The sequence below is a fragment of the Xanthobacter wiegelii genome, assembly GCF_043193855.2.
Classification (GTDB): Bacteria; Pseudomonadota; Alphaproteobacteria; order Rhizobiales; family Xanthobacteraceae; genus Xanthobacter; species Xanthobacter flavus_A.
Genome location: NZ_CM195529.1, coordinates 22281 through 41816 on the forward strand (window position 1 = coordinate 22281; position 19536 = coordinate 41816).

The following is a 19536-nucleotide window of genomic DNA, read 5'->3' on the forward strand; positions in this document are numbered from 1 at the left end:
ATGTCCATGCTCTACTTGCGCGATTCGCGCGTCCGCAAGGGCGCAGGAGGAATTGATGCCCAATGCGTGGAAAATCCTGGTGGTCGAGGACGACCCGGAGCTGCGCGATGCGCTGATCGAGCAGCTCGCGCTCCAGGACGAATTCGAACCCGTGGGCGCGGACACCGCCGGCGGCGCCGTCGAGCAGGCGAAGAACGGGGCCATCGACCTCGTCATCATGGACGTGGGCCTGCCCGACATGGACGGGCGCGACGCCGTGCGCCAGATGCGCCGCAACGGCTTCAAGGCGCCCATCCTGATGCTGACCGGCCACGACACCGACAGCGACACCATCATGGGGCTCGAGGCCGGCGCCAACGATTACATCGTGAAGCCGTTCCGCTTCGCGGTGCTGCTCGCCCGCCTGCGTGCCCAGATGCGCTCGCACGAGGCGAGCGAGGACGCGGTGTTCGCCATCGGTCCCTATTCCTTCCGTCCGGGGGCCAAGCTCCTCCTCACCGAGCGCGGCTCCAAGATCCGCCTCACCGAGAAGGAGACGGCCATCCTGCGCTATCTCTACCGCGCCGGGAAAAACCCGGTGCCGCGCGAGACGCTGCTGCAGGAGGTGTGGGGCTATAATTCCGGCGTCACCACGCATACTCTGGAAACCCACATCTACCGCCTGCGCCAGAAGATCGAGCCCGATCCCTCCAATCCCACCCTTCTTGCGACCCAGGCCGGGGGCTACAAGCTCGTGCCCTGACGGCCTGGCCTGACCATCATGCACAGCCATTTGAGGAAACGCCGTCCGTGAGCATCGACAGGGACATCGCGCTGCTCCGGGGGGTCGCCACCTTCGACCTGCTCAGCGACGGCGCCGTGCGCATGCTCGCCTCGGGCGCCGAGGAGGTGCGGCTCGCCGAGGGCGAGGTGCTGTTCCGCGCCAAGGAGACCTCCAACGGCGCCTATGTGGTGGTGTCCGGCCGGCTGAAGATGATGGACGAGCGCATTCCCGACGCCCCGCGCCTGCTGAAGGAAGTCACCGCCGGCGCCCTCGTCGGCGAGACCGCCCTCATCATCGCCACCCCGCGCCCGGCCACCGCCGTGGCCGGCGAGGAGACGGTGCTGATCCGCCTGCCGCAGGAGGTGTTCACGCGCGTGCTGGAGCGCTATCCCGAGGTCACCGCCAAGTTCCGCCGCGCCATCGCCCGCCGGCTGGAAGGCACGCTGCGCGCCCTCGACGGCGTGCGGGTGAAGCTGGAAGAGCACCGCCAGCGCCGCCGGCGCTGAGCGATTGCCGCTGCGGCCTGCGCCTCACGCCGCAGCGGAGGCGCCGGGCCGGATGCGGGCGGCAAGGCGCGCCATCGCCGTGAGGGCTTCGGCGGAGAGGGCATCCATGGCCATGTAGGCGTCAATGGCACCGCCCATGTCGCCGCAGGCGGTGCCGGCGACGATCTGCTCGCCGCAGCCGGCGAGCTGCCGCCCAAGCCCCGCCAGCTGGGCCAGAACCGCCGGATCCTTCACATCCGCCGCATGGATGCCGGCGAAGCCGCTGCCGAAGGGCGCGTTGCGCACCTGGAATGTCCGCGGATCGGCCCGCGTCACCCCGGCCAGGCACTCGGCGAGGCCGCGCTTCCACGCCATGTGGTCCGACTTCAGGCGACAGACCGCGGCGACCGCGCCCGCCCCGGACGCGGCGCGGGAGATGAGGTCGCCAGCGATGGCGTCGGCACGGTCGAGAAGGCCGGCGGCGGTGGCGGAATCGGTCTCGTTCTGGTTGGCGAGCCGGGCGATCTCCCCCAGCCGGTCGGCGAGATCGCGCAGCGCCGCGCGCCGCTCGCCGAGCATCACGGCGATGCGGCCCACCCCGTCGGTGGAGGCGCTGACACGGGTCTCGATGCCGTCCATGTCGGTCATCACCGATTCGACGATGGCACGGCCATCCTCCACCCGCGTGGCGCCGGCGCCCATGGCCTCCATCATGTCCTTGACCACCTCCGACAAGGCCTGGAGCTGATCGCGGATGAGGTCGGTGGTGCGCGAGGCCTCCTCGGACAGGGCCTTCACCTCGGCCGCGACGACCGCGAACCCGCGCCCGGCCTCGCCCGCCCGCGCCGCCTCGATGGTTGCGTTCAGCGCGAGCAGCTTGGTCTGCCGCGAGATGGAGCCGATGGACGTGGCGAAGCCGCCGATGGAGCGCGTCGCGGCATTCAATTGGGCGAGCCGCGCCTCCAGCTCGCCGAAGGCTTCCGCGATGCCGGTCATCGCCTGCCCGGCGGTGCGCGTCTTGGCGGTGCCGGAGGTGACAAGCCGCAGGGCATCCCCGGCCGTCGTTCCCGCATCGGCGCCGAGCTGGGCGATGGTCTCGATGGTGGCGGAGATCTGCGCCACCGCGGAGGAGGCGGAGGTGGTCTCGCCGGCCAGCTTGCGCGCATTGCCGTTGGACCAGGCCATCAGGCACAGGATCTCGTTGAGACTGGCCGAGATGTCCACGGCCGGGCCGAGCGTGGCCACGTCGCCCTCAAGATCGCCTTGCGAGTTCGCGGATGATGGGGAAGGCGTCCGGGCCGTGCTGGATGTCGCCATGGGTGACTTGCTTCCTCCGGGTGCCCACTTGTGGAGGCGCGCAGGCGCTCCACCGCTCGTGTCGATCGAGCGGGGACTTTTTCCCAGGATGGCCGCCGAGGCTTGCGCGAGCCTTTGGGCAAAAGCTCTAGTAGAGCCCCGCCAGGAACGGGCCGAGCACGGCCAGCACCACCACCACGACCAGCGGCGGCACCTTCCACACGGTGAGCAGCAGGAAGCCGGTGACGGCGGCGGCGAAATCCAGCGGCCGCAGCACGGCGCCGGTGAAGACCGGGGTGTAGAGCGCGGCGCCGAGGATGCCCACCACCGCCGCATTGGCACCCCGCATGGCGGCCTGCGCCAGCGGCAGCCCGCGCAGCGTGCTCCAGAAGGGCAGCGTGCCCGTCACCAGAAGCAGGCCGGGCAGGAACACCGCCACCAGCGCCACCGCCGCGCCCGTCACCCCGCCGGCGGGCGGGGCCATCACCGCGACGAGCCAGGCGGCGAAGGTGAAGAGCGGGCCGGGCACCGCCTGGGCAAGGCCATAGCCGGCGAGGAACTGGCCGGGCAGCACCCAGCCGGTGGTGACGACCTCCGCCTGCAGCAGCGGCAGCACCACATGGCCGCCGCCGAACACCAGCGCGCCGGAGCGGTAGAAGGACTCGAACACGCCGATATAGGGCGATGCGGCCTTGAAGACCGGCGGCAGCACCAGCAGCACGGCGAAGGCCGCGAGCAGGATGGCGCCCGTGCGCCGCTTGAGCGGCACCGGCAGATGGCCGGGGGCGGGCGTCGCGGCTGGGCTCCCGGCCTGCGCGCCCGCGTCCCGGCACAGGAACAGCCCGGCGATGGCGCCCATGGCGATGGCCGCCACCTGTCCGAAGCTGCCCGCCGCCAGCGTGACCATGACGATGGCGCCGAGCGCAATGCCGGCGCGCTCCTGGTCCGGGGTCAGCGTCCGCGCCATGCCCCACACCGCCTGCGCCACCACGGCCACGGCGACGAGCTTGAGCCCGTGCAGGACGCCGCCGATGACGCCGCCGGTGAGGGCGTTGATTCCCGTGTAGGAGGAGAGCAGCGCGAGGGCGGCGAGCAGGATGGCGGAGGGCAGCGTGAAGCCGGCCCAGGCCGCGAGCCCGCCGAGGAAGCCGCCGCCCCGGATGATCCCGAGGGCGAAGCCGACCTGGCTGGAGGCCGGGCCGGGCAGGAACTGGCAGAGCGCCACGAGGTCGGCATAGCCGGCGTCGTCGATCCAGCGGCGGCGCTCCACCAGCTCGGCGCGGAAATAGCCGAGATGGGCGATGGGCCCGCCGAAGGAGATGAGCCCGAGCTTCAGGAAGGCGCGGAACACCTCGCCGGGAGAGCCCACCGAACGGCCTTCCGGCGTCTCGACCGCTTCATCTGCCATGGTCAGCTCCCGCTCCAGAGGGTCTGGATGTCATCGCCGCCTTGGCCGGTCAAGCGCGGCGCGGCAAACAAAAAAGCCCGCCTCCGTGGAGGCGGGCAGCTGGGGAGGACCCGTGTCGCGCAGCGCGCGGTGACCTCAGGCCACGGCCTTCACGCCGGGGGCGGTGGAGATGAGGCCGTCGTCGAACTCGTCTTCCAGCGAGATCGGCTCGCCATCGAGCACGCGCAGCAGCTTCGCGCGGTCCAGTTCGCCTTCCCAGCGGGCGACGACGATGGTGGCCACCGCATTGCCGACGAAGTTGGTGAGCGCGCGGCACTCGGACATGAAGCGGTCGATGCCGAGGATCAGCGCGAGGCCCGCCACCGGAACCGAGGGCACCACCGAGAGCGTCGCGGCCAGCGTGATGAAGCCGGCGCCGGTGATGCCCGCCGCGCCCTTGGAGGAGAGCATGGCCACCAGCAGCAGCAGGACCTGCTCCTCAAGCGACAGATGGATGCCGGTGGCCTGGGCGATGAAGAGCGCCGCCAGCGTCATGTAGATGTTGGTGCCGTCGAGGTTGAACGAATAGCCCGTGGGGATCACGAGGCCGACCACCGACTTGGCGCAGCCGGCGCGCTCCATCTTCAGCATCAGGCCGGGCAGGGCCGCTTCCGAGGAGGAGGTGCCGAGCACGAGGAGCAGCTCCTCGCGGATGTAGCGCAGCAGCTTCCACAGGGAGAAGCCGTTGTAGCGCGCCACGAGGCCGAGCACGATGAACACGAACAGCGCCGCCGTGAGATAGAAGGTGGCGATCAGGAAGGCGAGGTTCTTCACCGAGCCGATGCCGTACTTGCCGATGGTGAAGGCCATGGCGCCGAATGCGCCGATGGGCGCCGCCTTCATCACGATGGCCACGAGGCGGAACATGGCGTGCGAGGCCGCGGTGAGCACCTTGAGCACCGGGGTGCCGAGATCGCCCACGCCGCCGAGTGCGATGCCGAACAGCACGGCGAAGAACAGCACCTGCAGGATGTCGCCATTGGCCATGGCGGACACCGGCGTCGCCGGGATGATGTCCATCAGGAAGTTGATGATGGAGGCGTCATGCGCCTTCGCCGCGTAGGTGGCGACGGCCTTGGGGTCGAGGCTGGCGGGATCGATGTTGAGCCCGGCGCCGGGCTGCACCACGTTCGCCACGATGAGGCCGATGATGAGGGCCAGCGTGGAGAAGGTGAGGAAGTAGATCATGGCCTTGCCGGCCACGCGGCCGACCTTGCCCATGTCGCGCATGCCGGCGATGCCGGTGACGACGGTGAGGAAGATGACCGGGGCGATGACCATCTTCACCAGCTTGATGAAGGCATCGCCCAGCGGCTTCAGGCTGGCGCCGAAATCCGGATAGAAATGGCCGAGCAGCGAGCCGGCGATGATCGCCACGATCACCTGGAAATAGAGGTGGTGGTAGAACTTGCGGGCATGATGGGGCTTGGACGCGTGATGCGCCGGTATCGCATGGGCCATCTTGGACCTTCCTCCGCCGGGCCATTGGTGCCTCTTTCGGCCGAACCGGCCAGGGCACTTCAGGATCGGGTGCTTCGTTAAGGGACGGCGCAGCGCGCCTCGACGTCTCCCCCTGCGCAAGGCGCATGCCAGTTCCGAGTCGCACGCGGGGCAGTCGCAACAGGCTGATTTGGCGGCATTTTTTATCCACGCCCGGAAAGGCCTCTCGACTCGGCGTGCGGTCAGGCGCACATTGCCCGGCAGACCTGTGCGGAAATCCGCACATCCGGAGACCCCCGCTTGGCCGATTCGGACGTCCCATCGCGGGCCGAACCACCGTCGCGCCGGCGCCTGCTCACGGTGGGCGGCGCGGCGCTGGCCGCGCTCGCGCTCATGGTCGCGCTGGACCGGGGGGCGGACTATGCGGCGCGGCGCTGGGCGGTCGCGCAGGTGGCCGCTGCCGCCGAGACCGCCGCCGCGCTGCGCGTCGCGGTGCTGCGCAGCGAGATCGACAAGCAGCGGTCCCTGCCGGTGGTGCTGGCGCAGGACCCGGACGTGCGCGGCGCATTGGAGGCACCGGCCCCGGCCCGCCTCGACGCCCTCGACCGGCGGCTCGAGGCGCTGGCGCAGGAGGCGCGCACCGGCGTCATCTACCTGATCGACGCCGAGGGCCACACCGTCGCGGCGAGCAACTACCGCACCCCGGAGAGCTTCCTCGGCTCGGACTACGCCTTCCGCCCCTACTTCCGCGTCGCCCTCGCGACGGGGCAGGCCGAGCATTTCGCCTTCGGCACCGTGAGCCGCAAGCCCGGCCTTTATCTCGCGCAGCGGGTGGAGGCGCAGGGCCGGGCGCTCGGCGTGCTGGTGCTGAAGGCCGAGTTCGACGCGCTGGAGGCGGAATGGCGGCGCTTCGCCGAGCCCACCTTCGTCACCGACGAGCGGCACATCGTGCTGATCGCGTCCGAGCCGGATTTCCGCTTCCGCACCACCGTGGCGCTCGATCCGGTGGAGCGGGACGCCATCCGCGAAAGCCTCCAGTTCGGTGATTCGCCGCTGACGCGGCTCGATCTCGGCCCCTCGCCGGAGGAAGGCGGCGTGCTGCGCCTGCGCCTGCCCGGCCGCGGCACGGCGCAGGATTTCGTCGCGGTGGACATGCCCGTGCCCTCCACCTCGTGGACGCTCACCGTGCTCGCCCCCACCGCCGCCACCACCCGCCTCGCCACCACGGCGGCGCGCGCCTCGGCGGCGCTCGCCGGCGTCGTCGGGCTCGGCTCGGCCGGGGTGTGGTGGACCCGCCGCCGCCGCCGCGTGCGGGCATTGGCGCGGGAAGCCGAGGCCCGCCGCGCGTTGGAGGAGCGCGTCGCCGAGCGCACGGCGGAGCTTTCCGCCGCCAATGCGCAGCTGGTGACGGAGATGGAGGAGCGCCGCCGCGCCCGCCTCGCCTTCGATGCGTTGCAGGATGAGCTGGTGCAGGCCTCCAAGCTCGCCGTGCTGGGCCAGATCGCCGCCGGCGTCGCCCATGAGGTGAACCAGCCGGTGGCGGCCATCCGCACATTTGCGGAGAACTCCCGCGTCTTCCTCGACCGCGGCGAGCCCGCCGCCGCCGCCGCCAATCTCGACACCATCGCCGCGCTCACCGAGCGCATCGGCGCCATCACCGGCGAATTGCGCGCCTTCGCCCGCAAGTCCGCCGCGCGCATCGAGCCGGTGGCGCTCGCCCCGGTCATCGACGGGGCGCTGCTGCTCATGCGCTACCGCCTGTTGCAGACCGACATCGCCCTCGTGCTCGATATCGATCGCCCGGACGTGGCGGTGACCGGCGACCGCATGCGGCTGGAGCAGGTGCTGGTGAACCTCATCCAGAATGCGGCCGAGGCCATCGGCACACGGCGCGACGGGGAAATCCGCATCCGGGTCGAGACACGGCCGGACACGGTGGTGGTCACCGTCGCCGACAATGGTCCGGGCCTGCCGGAGGAGATGCTGGGGGCGCTCTTCCTGCCCTTCAACACCACCAAGCCGCAGGGGCTGGGACTGGGCCTCGTCATCTCCAAGGACATCATCGCCGAGTGCGGCGGCACGCTCCGGGTGGAGAACGACGGCGGCGCCGTCTTCACCATCACCCTGCCCCGCGCGGTTGGAGCCGCTCTCCCATGACCGATAATCCCGTGGACGTGGCCTTCATCGACGACGATCCGGCCCTGCGCGCGGCCAACGTGCAGGCGCTGATGCTGGCCGGCCTTACCGTCGCCGGCTACGGCTCGGCGCTGGAGGCGCTGGAGGTGATCGACGCGGACTTTCCCGGCGTCGTCGTCACCGACATCCGCATGCCGCGCATCGACGGGCTGGAGCTGTTCCGCCGGCTGAAGGTCCGCGACGCCGACTTGCCGGTCATCCTGATTACCGGCCACGGCGACATCGCCATGGCGGTGGATGCCATGCGCGAGGGTGCCTACGACTTCCTCGCCAAGCCCTATGCCTCCGAGCGGCTCGTCGCCAGCATCCGCCACGCCCTCGACCGCCGTCGGCTGGTGCTGGAAAACCGCGAGCTGAAGCGCGCCGTCGCCACTGCGCAGGACGACCTGCCGCTGCTCGGCACCAGCGCGGTGATGGCGCGCCTGCGCCAGATGCTGCGCCAGATCGCCGACGCCGACGTGGACGTGCTGGTGGAGGGGGAGACCGGCTCCGGCAAGGAGGTGGTGGCGACCGCCCTCCACCGCTGGAGCCGCCGCGCGACGCGCCCGCTGGTGGCGGTCAATTGCGGCGCCCTGCCGGAGAGCGTGATCGAGAGCGAATTGTTCGGCTACGAGGCCGGCGCCTTCACCGGGGCGCTGAAGAAACGGGTGGGGCGCATCGAGCACGCCCACGGCGGCACGCTCTTCCTCGACGAGATCGAGGCCATGTCGCCGGCCCTTCAGGTGAAGCTGCTGCGCGTGCTGGAAGCGCGCGAGATCGCCCCGCTCGGCACCAACGAGACGCGGCGGGTGGACATCCGCGTCGTCGCCGCCTCCAAGGTGGACCTGCCGGCGCTGGTCAAGCAGGGCAGCTTCCGCGAGGACCTCTATTACCGCCTGCACGTCGCCGCCGTGCGCATTCCGGCCCTGCGCGAGCGGCGGGGCGACGTGCCCCTGCTGTTCGGCCATTTCCTCGCCCGCGCCGCCGAGCGCTTCAACCGCCCCCCGCCGGAGCTGGACGCCGGCGTGCTCCGGCACCTCGCCGGGCACGACTGGCCGGGCAATGTGCGCGAGCTGGTGCATTATGCCGAGCGGGTGGCGCTGGGGCTGGTGGAGCCGGAGCCCGCCGCCGCTCCGGCCGAAACCGCCGGCGGGACAGGCACCCTGCCGGAGCGCGTGGACGCCTTCGAGGCGCAGGAAATCCGCGCCGCGCTGGAGGCCAGCAAGGGCGACGTGCAGGCCACCGTCGCCGCCCTCGGCATCCCCCGCAAGACCTTCTACGACAAGCTCCGCCGCCACGGCATCGACCAGACGGCCTATCGGGGCGGGCGATAGGCGCGTCCTGCGGCGGCATGTCCTTGCCGACCCCACCGCAGCGCAGCGATGCCCAAGCCGCCGTCGCAGGCCCGCTCGCGCGCAAGCCCTCCCGCACCGCAGCAACGATTCCTGCCGGGCGCCAAACGGCAGGGCTTGCGCCGGCCCTGCGTATGATTAAACAATCCCTACATTGACTTGCGTGCGGGGAAACAACCGCGGCGCTCCTCAGCTTCCAAAGCTCAGGAGCGAAGCCACCCGCTTATGTTTCCCTTGGCACGGAGCTGACCCATGGCGGATTCCGCCTCTATTCCCCCCATCCTCCACATCATCACGCCGCTCGCGCATGTGAGCCCGTTCGACGTGAACATGGCCGCCGACGCCGGCTACCTCACCATCGCGCAATATTCGCGGGTGAAGCTGGAGGAAGTCCGCGACCTGACGCAGGACATGATGTTCTCCCGCGCCCCGCAGGCGGCGCCGCGCACCGGCCTGTTCATCGGCGGCAAGGATGCCGCGCTCGCCTTCGACATGGCGGACGCCGCGAAGGCCTCCATCTTCCCGCCCTTCGAGATTTCCATCTTCCCCGATCCAGCCGGCTCCTTCACCACGGCGGCCGCCATGATCGCCAAGGTGGAGCGGGCGCTGGTGAAGGTCCGCCCCGACGGATTGAAGGGCGCCAAGGTGCAGATCTACGGCGCCACCGGCGTGGTGGGCTCGGTGGCCGCCGTGATCGCCGCGAGCGCCGGGGCGGACGTGACCCTCGTCAGCCATCGCGAGGTCGCGGCGGTGGAGGAGAAGGCGCGGGACATCAAGACCCGCTTCGGCCTCGACGTCGCCTGCACCGCCGCCGTGACCGATGTGGACAAGGCGGCGCTGGTGCCCTCCGCCGAGGTCATCCTCGCCACGGGCAAGGCGGGCGTTCAGATCCTCAACGCTGCGCACCTCGAAGCCGCGAAGAACCTCATCGTGGCGGCGGATGTGAACGCCGTGCCCCCCGCCGGCATCGCCGGCATCGGCGCCCATGATGCGGCGGCTCATTTGCCCCATGGCATCGGGATCGGCGCCCTCGCCATCGGCAATCTCAAATACGCGGTCCAGCACACCCTGCTGAAGCGCATGTGCGAGACCACCACCCCGCTCTTCATCGACCTTCCGGTGGTGTTCGAGCTGGCGAGAACCCTGGACGCCTGAGCCCCATGCGCACGATCATTCCTTCCCCCCGCCGGCTCCGCGCCCGCCGCGCGGGGCGCGCCGGCGTTTGCCGCGCACAGGAGGTGCGGCCATGACCGTATCCGAACCCATCGTCCCTGCCGCTGACGCACCCCTTCCCGGCGGCATCAGCCTCGCCCATCAGGTCGCGCCCCTTGTGGAGGCGCTGGTGGCCGATGCCACGCAACTGCGGCTCGCCGTCTCCACCGGCCCGCTCGGCTGCCGCATCGTCGATGCCGGCATCTCGGTGCCCGGCTCGCTGGAGGCCGGGCGGCGCATCGCCGAGATCTGCCTCGGCGGCCTCGGCAAGGTGGCGCTCGTGCCCGGCGGGCGCTTCTCGCCCTTCGACACGCTGGTGAGCGTCACCACCACCGATCCCGTCACCGCGTGCCTTGCCAGCCAGTATGCCGGCTGGAGCCTGTCGCACGGCGACTTCTTCGCCCTTGGCTCCGGTCCCGGCCGGGCCATGGCGGCGGTGGAGCCGCTGTTCGCGGAACTCGGCTGCCGGGACCGGGGCGATCACGTCGCACTGGTGCTGGAGACGGGCGTCGCCCCGCCCGCCGAGGTGGTGGAGGAGGTGGCGAGCCGCTGCGGCGTCACGCCGGAGGCCGTCACCTTCATCCTCACCCCCACCTCGTCGCTCGCCGGCACGGTGCAGATCGTCGCCCGCGTGCTGGAAGTGGCGCTGCACAAGGCGCACGCGCTCCACTTCCCGCTGGAGCACATCGTGGATGGCATCGGCTCCGCCCCGGTGGCGCCGCCCTCGCCGGATTTCCTCACCGCCATGGGGCGCACCAACGACGCGGTGCTCTATGGCGGCGACGTGCAGCTCTTCGTGCGCGGGTCGTCCGAGGCCGCGCAGGATCTCGCCAGGCGCCTGCCGTCGCTGGCCTCGCGCGACTATGGCCGGCCCTTCGCCGAGATCTTCGCGGGCTATGACTGCGACTTCTACAAGGTCGACCCGCTGCTGTTCTCCCCCGCCCGCGTCACCGTGACGGCCATGGAGCAGGGCACCAGCTTCACCGCCGGCGGCTTCGACGCCAACCTCATCGCCCGCTCCTTCGGGGTGTGAGGTGGCCGGTTACGTGATCTTCGCCGAGCGGGTGGACTGGCACACCCGCTCGCTGGTCGCCGCCCTGAAGGCGCGCGGCGTGAAGCCCCGCATCGTCTCCCTGCGCGCCTGCGGCTTCGCCGTAGGCGAGACCGCCCACGGGCTCCTGCTGCCCGGCTTCGGCGACGATCTGCCGGAGGCCTGCTTCGTGCGCTCGGTGCCCGCCGGCACGCTGGAGCAAGTGACCCACCGGCTCGGCGTGCTGCATGCGCTGGCCGCGCTGGGGGTCCGCGTGATGAACGATGCCCGCGCCATCGAGCGCTGCGTGGACAAGAGCGCCACCACCTTCCTGCTCGCCCATGCGGGCCTGCCGACGCCCCGCACCCTCGTGATGGAAGACGCCGCCACCGCCCGCATGCTGGTGGACTCAGCCCCCGGCGACAGCGTGCTGAAGCCACTGTTCGGCGCGCAGGGTCGCGGGCTGGAGCGCATTCCGCCGAAGGGCGCGCTGCCGGAGCCGGAACAGGTGGGCGGCGTCTATTATTTGCAGGATTTCGTGTCGGCCCCGGCCCAGGGCGGGCCGGATGCGGTCCACGACACGATCCACGAGGATTTCCGCGTGTTCGTGGTGGGTGCCCGGGCCGAGGCAGCCATGGCCCGCCGGGCGAAAGGCTGGATCACCAACATCCATCAGGGCGCCACCGGCGCGGAGGTGGCGGCGGAGGGACTTCTGGCGGACTATGCCGTGCGCGCCGCGGCGGCCGTGGGTGCCAGCTATGCCGGCGTCGACCTCATCCGCGATGCGGAGGGGCGGCTGAAGGTGCTGGAGGTGAATTCCATGCCGGCTTGGCACGGCCTGTTCGACGCCACCGGCCGCAACATGGCCGAGCCGCTGGCCGCCTGCCTCATCGGTGAGCGGGTGAGCGCCTGAGCGGCGCCGGAGACCGACATGCGCGTTCTGGTGCTGGAATATGTGACCGCGGGCGGCATGCGGCGAGAGACCCTGCCGCCCAGCCTTGCCGCCGAGGCGGCGCTGATTCGCGACGCCATGCTGGCCGACCTCGCGGCCCTGCCCGCGCCGCCGGACATCCTCACCACCTGCGACGAGCGCCTGCCGCGGGCGGGCGCGATTCGCGTGGGGCTCGACACCAGCGCCTGGGTGCTGTGGCGGCAGCTCGCGGACGAGGCGGATGTCATCTGGCCGGTAGCGCCGGAGACCGGCGGCATCCTCGCCGATCTGGTGCGCATGCTGGCGGCGAGCGGCAAGCCGGTTCTGGCCTCCACACCCGAGGCCATCCTGATCGCGACCAGCAAGCTGGAGACGACCCGTCGCCTTGCCGCCGCGGGCGTGCCGCACATCCCCACCTATCCTCTGGCCGAGGCACCCGACATTCCCGGCGCCCGAATCACCAAGCCGGACGACGGCGCCGGCTGCGACGCCACCTTCCTCTGGCCCGCCGGCGTGCCGGCCACCCCGGAGGCGACGGCGGGCGTGGTGATCCAGCCTTATGTGGCAGGGGAGGCCGCCAGCCTCTGCGTTCTGGTGCAGGCGGGGGAGGCACGCCTCCTCACCGTGAACCGGCAGCACATCGTGGTCCAGGACGGCCGCCTCTCCCTTTCCGGCCTCACCGTGGGCGCGTGGGCGGACGATGGCCAGCTGGCCGGGCTGACCCGGCAGGTGGTCGCAGCCTGCCCCGGCCTCGACGGCTTCATCGGCATCGACATCCTCCTCACCGAAACCGGGCCGGTGGTGGTGGAGATCAACCCCCGCCTCACCACCGCCTATGCCGGCCTCGGCCGGGCGCTGGGACTGAACCCCGCCACCCTCCTCGCGACCTTCGCGACCTTCGCGGCCGGTGCTGCTGGGGCGTCCCGTCCTGCCGTGACCGTGGAGCTGGCCCTTACATGAGCAACCTCCTCATCGGCTGGGACGTGGGCGGCGCCCACCTCAAGCGGGCGGTCCTGGCGCCCGATGGATCGCTGGTATCCATTCACCTCGCACCCTGCGCCCTCTGGCAGGGTCTCGACCGGCTGCGGTCGGCGATGGCGAGCATGCCCCCCGTCTCCGGACGGTCCGTGGTGACGATGACGGGCGAACTCGTCGACCTCTGGCCTGACAGGGCCACCGGCGTCATCGATATCGCCACCGAATTGGGGGTGCTACTGGGAGCTGACACCCGCATTTATGCGGGTCGAGCCGGTTTTGTCAGCCTGTCCGAAGCCCATCTGAATACCTCTGATATCGCCTCCGCCAACTGGCACGCCACCGCTGCGGCCTTGGCCGCGATCGCAGGGGACGGAGTCCTCGCCGATATCGGATCGACGACAACCGACCTCATTCCCTTTGCCGGCTCGCAACTTTGCTTTCGTGGCTATTCGGATGCCGCCCGGCTGGAGACGGGAGAGCTGGTCTATTCCGGCGTCGCGCGCACGCCGGTGATGGCGCTGGCGCAGTCATTGCCGTTTCGCGGGCGGTTGGTTCCGCTCATGGCGGAGCATTTCGCGACCACGGCCGACATGCATCGGCTGACGGGCGAACTGCCGGACGGGGCGGACCTTCATCCTGCCGCCGATGGCGGGGAGAAGACGTGCGAGGCCAGCGCCCGCAGGCTTTTGCGCATGGTGGGGCGCGATCTTGGACCATCGACGATGGCCGAGGCAAAGGCCCTCGCGGCGGCGGCGGCGGAGGTGCAAATGCACCGCCTTCACATGGCGCTCGCGCAGGTCTTCTCGGCCGGAGGCGTGTCCCCGGATGCGCCCTTGATCGGGGCGGGGGTGGGCCGCTTCCTGGTCGGAAGACTGGCCCAGAGGGTGGGTCGCCCCTATCTGCACGCCGGGCTGCTGCTGTCGGGCGACACCCGTCTGGCAGGCCTCGCCGCCGATTGCGCCCCGGCCGTAGCCGTGGCGCGGCTCGCATTCAGTTAGCCGGCTATATCGTCACTTGCTGCCATCGGGCTTGAACTGGGCGAGAAAGGCAATGAGGTCTGCCCGCTCCGGCTCGCTCTTGATGCCGGCGAATGCCATTTTCCCCTTCGGCGCCAGATGCTTGGGGTTCTCGATATAGTCGTTCAGGTTGGCGTTGTCCCACACCTTGCCGGCGGCGGCGCCGTCCTTGAGGTCCTGGGAATAGGCATAGCCTTCGAAGTGCGCCCACTTGGCCCCGACGATTCCGTTCAGCGGCGGCCCCACCTTGACCTTCGCATCCGGGCCAACCGCATGGCAGGCCATGCATTTCTTGAAAATCGTCTCGCCTTTGGCCACATCCGGATCGGCATGGGCCGCGCCAGTTGCAGTGAGAAGCAGAGCTGCGGAAACGAGCAGTGCGCGCATCGGGGCGTTCCTCTTTGTGTTTATGTCGAAGATATTTTGTCGGCTCAATTCAGGACGAGGATTTCGCCTTCTCCGCCGGCCAGCCGGTTGCCGACGAGCCGCACCGCCCTGCCTGACAACTGCCCGCCGAACAGCGCAGCTAAGTCCGGCACTCGTCTGGCCAGCAGCTTCAAGGCAATGAAATCCTGAGGGCCGGCCTCGATAAAGCCCGGCGCCAGGACATCGGGAGCGGTGGCCACGAGGACGGTACCCCGCTTCATGCCACGCCCCGCGCCGGGGCCAAGCCGTCCCGCAATCGCCAATGTGCCGGCTAACAAGCCGTCAGCCGCACCCGTCCCGGCATTGCCGCCCACCAGGATCAGGCCGCCACGCAGCCGCGCGCCCAGACCGTCCCCCACCGAGCCGGCGATGGAAACGACACCGCCCCGCATGCCTTGCCGCTCGCCCGGCTGCGGGCCGCCGACGCGGTCGCCGGCATTGCCGAAAACCTCGATCCGCCCGCCACTTAGGCCGGCGGCGAGCCCATCTCCGGCATCTCCCGAGATGGTGAGACGCCCGCCGCTCATGCCCGCGCCCGCCGCCGCGCCGACGCTGCCCTCGATCCGAACCTCACCGGCGGTCATGCCGGCGCCCACATGGTCGAGCCGCCGATCTCCGGAGATGACGAGCCCGTCCTGTTCGGTGGCCTCCACCGCGAACAGGTCACCTACCGGAGCAATGCCGGTTCCGAACGGCAGGGTGCGGGCCGCTACATCGGTCACGCTTGCATCCGCCAGCGCCGCGGGCAGAAGGCTCGATGCATCCACCCGCGCGGCGAGGGGGGCTTTCAAGGTCAGGCGGAATCCGCTCATCGTCCCGCCTCCGGGGCCGCGCCGGAAACCGGCGCCATCAGTTGGTGCAGCTTGAAATGGAAGGGTCCGAGGTTGCCGCCGTAATTGCCGGCATCCACCGCCACCACCCCGCCCGCGGCACCGAGGCCGCACACGGCGGTGATGCCGGCGCGCATGCTGTCCGCCACCTCGCCCTCGCTCAGGCCGTCGATGACGATTTCCAGCACGCTCTCAACTTCAGCCGGCAAAGCAGTCTTGGCGATGCCGCGCAGGGTCGGGCAATAGGCCTCGTTGGAGGAGGCGATCAGGCCGGCATATTTGGACCCAACCTTGGAGCCGGAGCGCACGACCCCGCCGGGGAAGGGCATGATCGCGCCGCGCACCTGCCCCATGGCCGCCACCGCAGCCTCCGCAGCCGCAAGGGCCGCCGGGCGCGAGCGGGCGAGAATGAGGAAGTTGCCGCCCCCCACCGCCGCCGTGGTCGAGCCGACGATCTCGTCGCAGACGAACTCGCCCTCCATCACGGGAATGCGCCAAATGCGGCTACCACCAAGGTTTTTCGATATCTGGTGGCCATCGCCGAAATAGCGCAGCGCCTTGCCGAGCGGCACGGCGGCGCCGCCCTGAAGGCCTGCATAAAGCGCCGAGGTGGGCGAGGTGAGCACGCATTGGCCGGCCCGAAGCGGCACGATCTTCTTCAGGTCCTTGAGGGACATGGCGAAGATGAGCACGGCATAGCCGGGGCGCCCGTCCGGCGTCTCGGCGGCGGGAATCTCCCGTTCGATAGCCGCCTCACAACCGCAGCCGATGACCGAGGTGGCGAACCCCGTCAGGCTCGCCGCCGCCGTATGCGCCCAGCGCGGCGTATCGGCGGTGATGATCAGGCGCGTCCCCGCCATGGGAAACGCCTCGGCGAAGCTGTCGCGAATCTCGACGCCGTTGATGATGAGGGGGGCCGGCGCGCTCACGGCTTCAGCTCCACGATCTCGGGGCCCTGGCCGCCGCGGATTTCGCTGTCGGCGATCTGGTAATGGCTGGATTTCAGGCCCACCGCCTCGTCGAACCACCGCTCCAAACGCTTGTCCATCAACGGATCGGAGGGCGGATGCACCGCATAGGTGCGCCCTTCGGTGAGGGCGACGATCTCGCCATTCACCACCACGACCTCGCCGTCCTTCATCACGAGACGCGGGTGGGCGAACATGGCCTCGCGGTCGGCCTGATCCTCATAGAGCACCACGTCCGCCCGCGCGCCGGGGCCGAGATGGCCGCGATCCTTGAGGCCCAAAGTGCGGGCCGGCGCGGCGCGGGTGACGACGGCGATCTCCTCCAGCGTGTACTCCCGGGAAATGCTTTCAAGCCGGGTGTGTGAGCGCGCGGCCTTGTGAATCTGCCGCAGGTGATGGTCGCGGAACGGCTTGTCCATCAGCAGGCGGATGAGGTGCGGATAGGAGGTGAAGGGGCCGCCGTTGGGATGGTCCGTGGTGAGGTAGACCCGCCAGGGGTCCTCAATGAGCAGGAACAGCTCAAGCCCGATGGCCCATTGCAGGGCGTTCACGAAGGACGTGTCGCGGTAGTTGAACGGCACCACGCCGCAGGCCGCATCCATCTCGATATCCATGCCGATCCACTTCTTGGGATCGGCGATGTTGTGGTTGCGGTATTGCGACATGAGGTCGGCCGAGGCGGTCACCGTCTGGCCGAACATGATCTGGCCCACGTCCACCGAGATGTGCGGCATGGCGTTCACCGCTTCCGCGATCTCGGCGGCGCCGGAAGAGAAGTGGCGGTCGCCCTCGGTGCCGTAGGAGTGGAACTGGATGTGGGTAAGGTGGAGGGGAAAGCCCTCCGTCGCCCCCATGGTCGCGAGCGTGGTCTTCACATTGCCCGGAATGCCGAGGTTGCATCCGTGCAGGTGGATGGGATGGGGAACGCCCAGCTCCGTCACCGCCCGTTGCAGCGTATTGAGGATGCGCCGGGGCGTCATGTCGTAGAAGGGGCCGGCCTCGTCCAGATCGAGGTTTCGGCCGTTGAACTTGAAGGCGTTGATGCCGCCGGGATTGACGATCTTGATGGCGCAGCTCTGGGTCGCCTTGAGCATCCAGGCCACATAGTCATTGATCGCCTGCTGGCCTTCGCCCATGGCGATCAGGCGCAGCAGGAAGTCGTCATTGCCCAGCACCAGGAACCCGCCGGTGTCGATGTTCGGGATGTCCGCCATCTCGAGATGGGCATGGCGGGCGTTGGCGCCCACCACGGCCGGCTCGAACACCGCCGTATAGCCCATCTGCGAATAGCGGCAGCCGGTGGCGTGGGTGGTCGGCGCCGCCCGTCCACCGCCGCAGCCGCAGAAATCGCCGAACGGCTCGGGGAAAAGGGCGCGGTCCTCGTTCATGAGGAGGCGGCCGAGATTCACCTTGCCGCCAGCGATATGGCTGTGCAGGTCGATGCCGCCGGCGAGTACGATGCAGCCGGAGGCGTTCACCACCTCCTCGCTGCCGCCCGGCCCCGGATCGGCGATGACGCGGCCGTCATCCACCACCACGTCGCGCACCTGGTCGATGATGCCGTTGGCGGGATCGAACACCCGCCCGCCGGTGACGCGCGTCCTCATGCGCCCCTCCCAAGGTTGGCGAGGATGGCGGAGGCCGCCTCGGCGACGCTGGGAAGCTCGGCGGGGCGCAGGCCCTGGAGCGGAAGGCAGACGACGGAATCCATACGGAAGACATGCCCCGGATGATCGACGCCGGGGGTGCCGACGGGGATGAACACGTCCGGCTCGCGGGCAAACGACGTGTCGGGATGGGCGAGGGCGATGACCGGACCGGCCGTGAAGTCCGGGGGCGGATCGGGCCGGAAGGCGCTGGCGTGGAGCAGGAGGTCCGCGTCCTCCAGCGCCGTTTCGGTCGCGTAGAGGTCCGGCGCGTGGCGGGAGGTGCCGGCGCCGATCACCGTGCGCAGGGGATAGCCGAAGCGCCAGAGCGCAAGCTGGTGGGCGCCCGTCACATTGTCGCGTCCGCCAAGAGGCAGCACCGCCGCACGGGTGGTGGGAGAGAGGAGGTCGACCGCTTCGGCGGCGGAGCCGGCGACAGCAGCCGCATCTGAAGCCGGCAGTGTCGCGGCGTTCCAGGTAAAGACGCTGTAGCGCGCCGCGCGCAGCAGGTCTGCAAGCTCCGCCAGCGAGGCTCCGGCTAGGCCCGGCAGCACCGGAACGGCGCCGATGTCGCGGCCGGCGAGGGCGGACGCCAGCATCGCGCCGGCCGTGGCCACCTGTTCGGGCGGCACGAGGATTTCGCTCAGCTCATGGCCGGCGAGCGCCTTGCGCGAGGCGTCCGAGAACGGCGCGCCGATCATCACCACCCGGCGGGCGGAGGGGGCGAACAAAGGGGCGGCGTCGCCGCCTTCGCCCGCGCGCACCGGCATGATGCGCTCGAACAGGCGGCCGAAGCTCGCGGCGGGATCATCGCCGAACACCACCAGCAGGTCGCAGCGGTTGCGCACTTCGGCGAGCGTCGCGGCGATCCACCCCCGGCGCGCCAGGCGGTCGAGATTGGCGAACAGCCCGGCCGACGCGGAATGGTCAATGCTCGCGCCCGCCGTCATGGCGATATCGTAGAGCCGCCGGTGCCCTTCGAGATCAGCGCCGAGCCCGGAGAAGACGGACGCGCGCGCCGCCTTCAGGTGGCCCGCCGCAGCCGCCGCAGCCTCGGCAAGGCTTACGGGCGCGCCGTTGACGCGGGGAGAAGGGGGAGGCACGTCGCCGCGCGCCAGGAGGCGGGCGGCATCGGCGCAGGCCTTGCGCGGCATCACCACGCGGCCGGCGACGGCCACCTCGATGTCGTCGCAGCCGAGGCCGCAGAACCCGCACACCACGTCTCGCACGATGCGGGGGGCATCGGCTTCGGTCGTTTCGCCCGATGACATGAGGCTCACCCCTGCCCGGAAGAGGCGTCGCACGGCACGGCCGGCGAACAAAAGCCCAGCATCGGCGCGAAGCCGGCTCCAAAACGGGGGTCAAGCGGGAAGAGAACGGGACTCAAGCGGTAACTGGCCATGGCTTTGCCTTGGGATTGATGGACCCAATCAAGACGCCGCGGCGGTTGCCCGCTTGTCGTTGCAGTGCGCTTCGGAAAGATCCGTGCGCCATGCGTCTGTTCTTGGCGGGGACGCTAACACAGCGAAGCGGAGCCGGAA

Annotated in this window: 17 protein-coding genes; 9 read left to right on the plus strand and 8 right to left on the minus strand. The window is 70.2% G+C overall.

Annotated features, from left to right (window positions below):
* Nucleotides 1-55: 55 nt before the first annotated feature.
* Nucleotides 56-742 (plus strand): response regulator transcription factor, encoded by a 687-nt coding sequence (locus tag V5F63_RS00110; protein ID WP_024281375.1) that lies wholly within the window; start codon nt 56-58, stop codon nt 740-742.
* Nucleotides 743-789: 47 nt separating this feature from the next.
* Nucleotides 790-1269 carry a Crp/Fnr family transcriptional regulator gene (locus tag V5F63_RS00115; RefSeq protein WP_394101226.1) on the plus strand — a complete coding sequence of 160 codons (480 nt, stop codon included), beginning with the start codon at nt 790-792 and terminating at the stop codon, nt 1267-1269.
* A gap of 24 nt (nt 1270-1293) precedes the next feature.
* On the opposite strand, the gene V5F63_RS00120 is transcribed toward V5F63_RS00115, so the two are convergent.
* The 3 genes from V5F63_RS00120 to V5F63_RS00130 all read right to left on the minus strand — a co-directional run bounded on the left by V5F63_RS00120 (nt 1294) and on the right by V5F63_RS00130 (nt 5452).
* Nucleotides 1294-2493, minus strand: coding sequence for a methyl-accepting chemotaxis protein (locus tag V5F63_RS00120; protein WP_394028462.1), 1200 nt, complete (start codon nt 2491-2493; stop codon nt 1294-1296).
* 199 nt (nt 2494-2692) lie between these two features.
* Nucleotides 2693-3952 (minus strand): chromate efflux transporter, encoded by a 1260-nt coding sequence (chrA, locus tag V5F63_RS00125; RefSeq protein ID WP_394101227.1) that lies wholly within the window; start codon nt 3950-3952, stop codon nt 2693-2695.
* Nucleotides 3953-4087: 135 nt separating this feature from the next.
* Complete coding sequence (locus V5F63_RS00130) at nt 4088-5452, minus strand: dicarboxylate/amino acid:cation symporter (protein WP_394101228.1); 1365 nt, start codon at nt 5450-5452, stop codon at nt 4088-4090.
* A gap of 279 nt (nt 5453-5731) precedes the next feature.
* Between V5F63_RS00130 and V5F63_RS00135 the strand changes: the two genes are divergently transcribed.
* The 7 genes from V5F63_RS00135 to V5F63_RS00165 all read left to right on the plus strand — a co-directional run bounded on the left by V5F63_RS00135 (nt 5732) and on the right by V5F63_RS00165 (nt 14107).
* On the plus strand, nt 5732-7588 hold the full coding sequence (locus tag V5F63_RS00135; RefSeq protein ID WP_394101229.1) for a sensor histidine kinase: 1857 nt from the start codon (nt 5732-5734) through the stop codon (nt 7586-7588).
* A complete protein-coding gene (locus V5F63_RS00140; RefSeq protein ID WP_394101230.1) occupies nt 7585-8940 on the plus strand; it encodes a sigma-54-dependent transcriptional regulator in 1356 nt (451 codons plus the stop codon). Before V5F63_RS00135 ends, V5F63_RS00140 begins: the two co-directional genes overlap by 4 nt.
* A 270-nt stretch (nt 8941-9210) precedes the next feature.
* Nucleotides 9211-10113 (plus strand): NAD(P)-dependent methylenetetrahydromethanopterin dehydrogenase, encoded by a 903-nt coding sequence (locus V5F63_RS00145; RefSeq protein WP_394101231.1) that lies wholly within the window; start codon nt 9211-9213, stop codon nt 10111-10113.
* A gap of 91 nt (nt 10114-10204) precedes the next feature.
* Nucleotides 10205-11203, plus strand: a complete 999-nt coding sequence (mch, locus tag V5F63_RS00150) for a methenyltetrahydromethanopterin cyclohydrolase (RefSeq protein ID WP_394101232.1) — start codon at nt 10205-10207, stop codon at nt 11201-11203.
* Between the two features lies 1 nt (nt 11204).
* The gene (locus V5F63_RS00155) at nt 11205-12113 is read left to right on the plus strand and encodes a RimK family alpha-L-glutamate ligase (protein WP_394101233.1); all 909 of its coding nucleotides are present in this window, start codon (nt 11205-11207) and stop codon (nt 12111-12113) included.
* Between the two features lie 18 nt (nt 12114-12131).
* The gene (locus V5F63_RS00160) at nt 12132-13091 is read left to right on the plus strand and encodes an ATP-grasp domain-containing protein (RefSeq protein ID WP_394101234.1); all 960 of its coding nucleotides are present in this window, start codon (nt 12132-12134) and stop codon (nt 13089-13091) included.
* A complete protein-coding gene (locus tag V5F63_RS00165; protein WP_394101235.1) occupies nt 13088-14107 on the plus strand; it encodes a hydantoinase/oxoprolinase family protein in 1020 nt (339 codons plus the stop codon). The genes V5F63_RS00160 and V5F63_RS00165 overlap by 4 nt, the downstream gene beginning before the upstream one ends.
* Before the next feature lie 12 nt (nt 14108-14119).
* Here the strand turns inward: V5F63_RS00165 and V5F63_RS00170 are convergent, their stop codons facing one another.
* The 5 genes from V5F63_RS00170 to V5F63_RS00190 are packed head-to-tail and all read right to left on the minus strand — an operon-like array spanning nt 14120 to nt 19266.
* Nucleotides 14120-14512, minus strand: a complete 393-nt coding sequence (locus V5F63_RS00170) for a c-type cytochrome (RefSeq protein WP_394028453.1) — start codon at nt 14510-14512, stop codon at nt 14120-14122.
* 44 nt (nt 14513-14556) lie between these two features.
* On the minus strand, nt 14557-15363 hold the full coding sequence (locus V5F63_RS00175) for a formylmethanofuran dehydrogenase subunit C (RefSeq protein WP_394101236.1): 807 nt from the start codon (nt 15361-15363) through the stop codon (nt 14557-14559).
* Complete coding sequence (gene fhcD, locus V5F63_RS00180) at nt 15360-16310, minus strand: formylmethanofuran--tetrahydromethanopterin N-formyltransferase (RefSeq protein WP_394101237.1); 951 nt, start codon at nt 16308-16310, stop codon at nt 15360-15362. The genes V5F63_RS00175 and fhcD overlap by 4 nt, the downstream gene beginning before the upstream one ends.
* Entirely contained in the window at nt 16307-17956 is a 1650-nt protein-coding gene (locus V5F63_RS00185; protein ID WP_394028450.1) for a formylmethanofuran dehydrogenase subunit A, read from the minus strand. The genes fhcD and V5F63_RS00185 overlap by 4 nt, the downstream gene beginning before the upstream one ends.
* Entirely contained in the window at nt 17953-19266 is a 1314-nt protein-coding gene (locus V5F63_RS00190) for a formylmethanofuran dehydrogenase (RefSeq protein WP_394101238.1), read from the minus strand. Before V5F63_RS00190 ends, V5F63_RS00185 begins: the two co-directional genes overlap by 4 nt.
* Between the last annotated feature and the right edge of the window lie 270 nt (nt 19267-19536).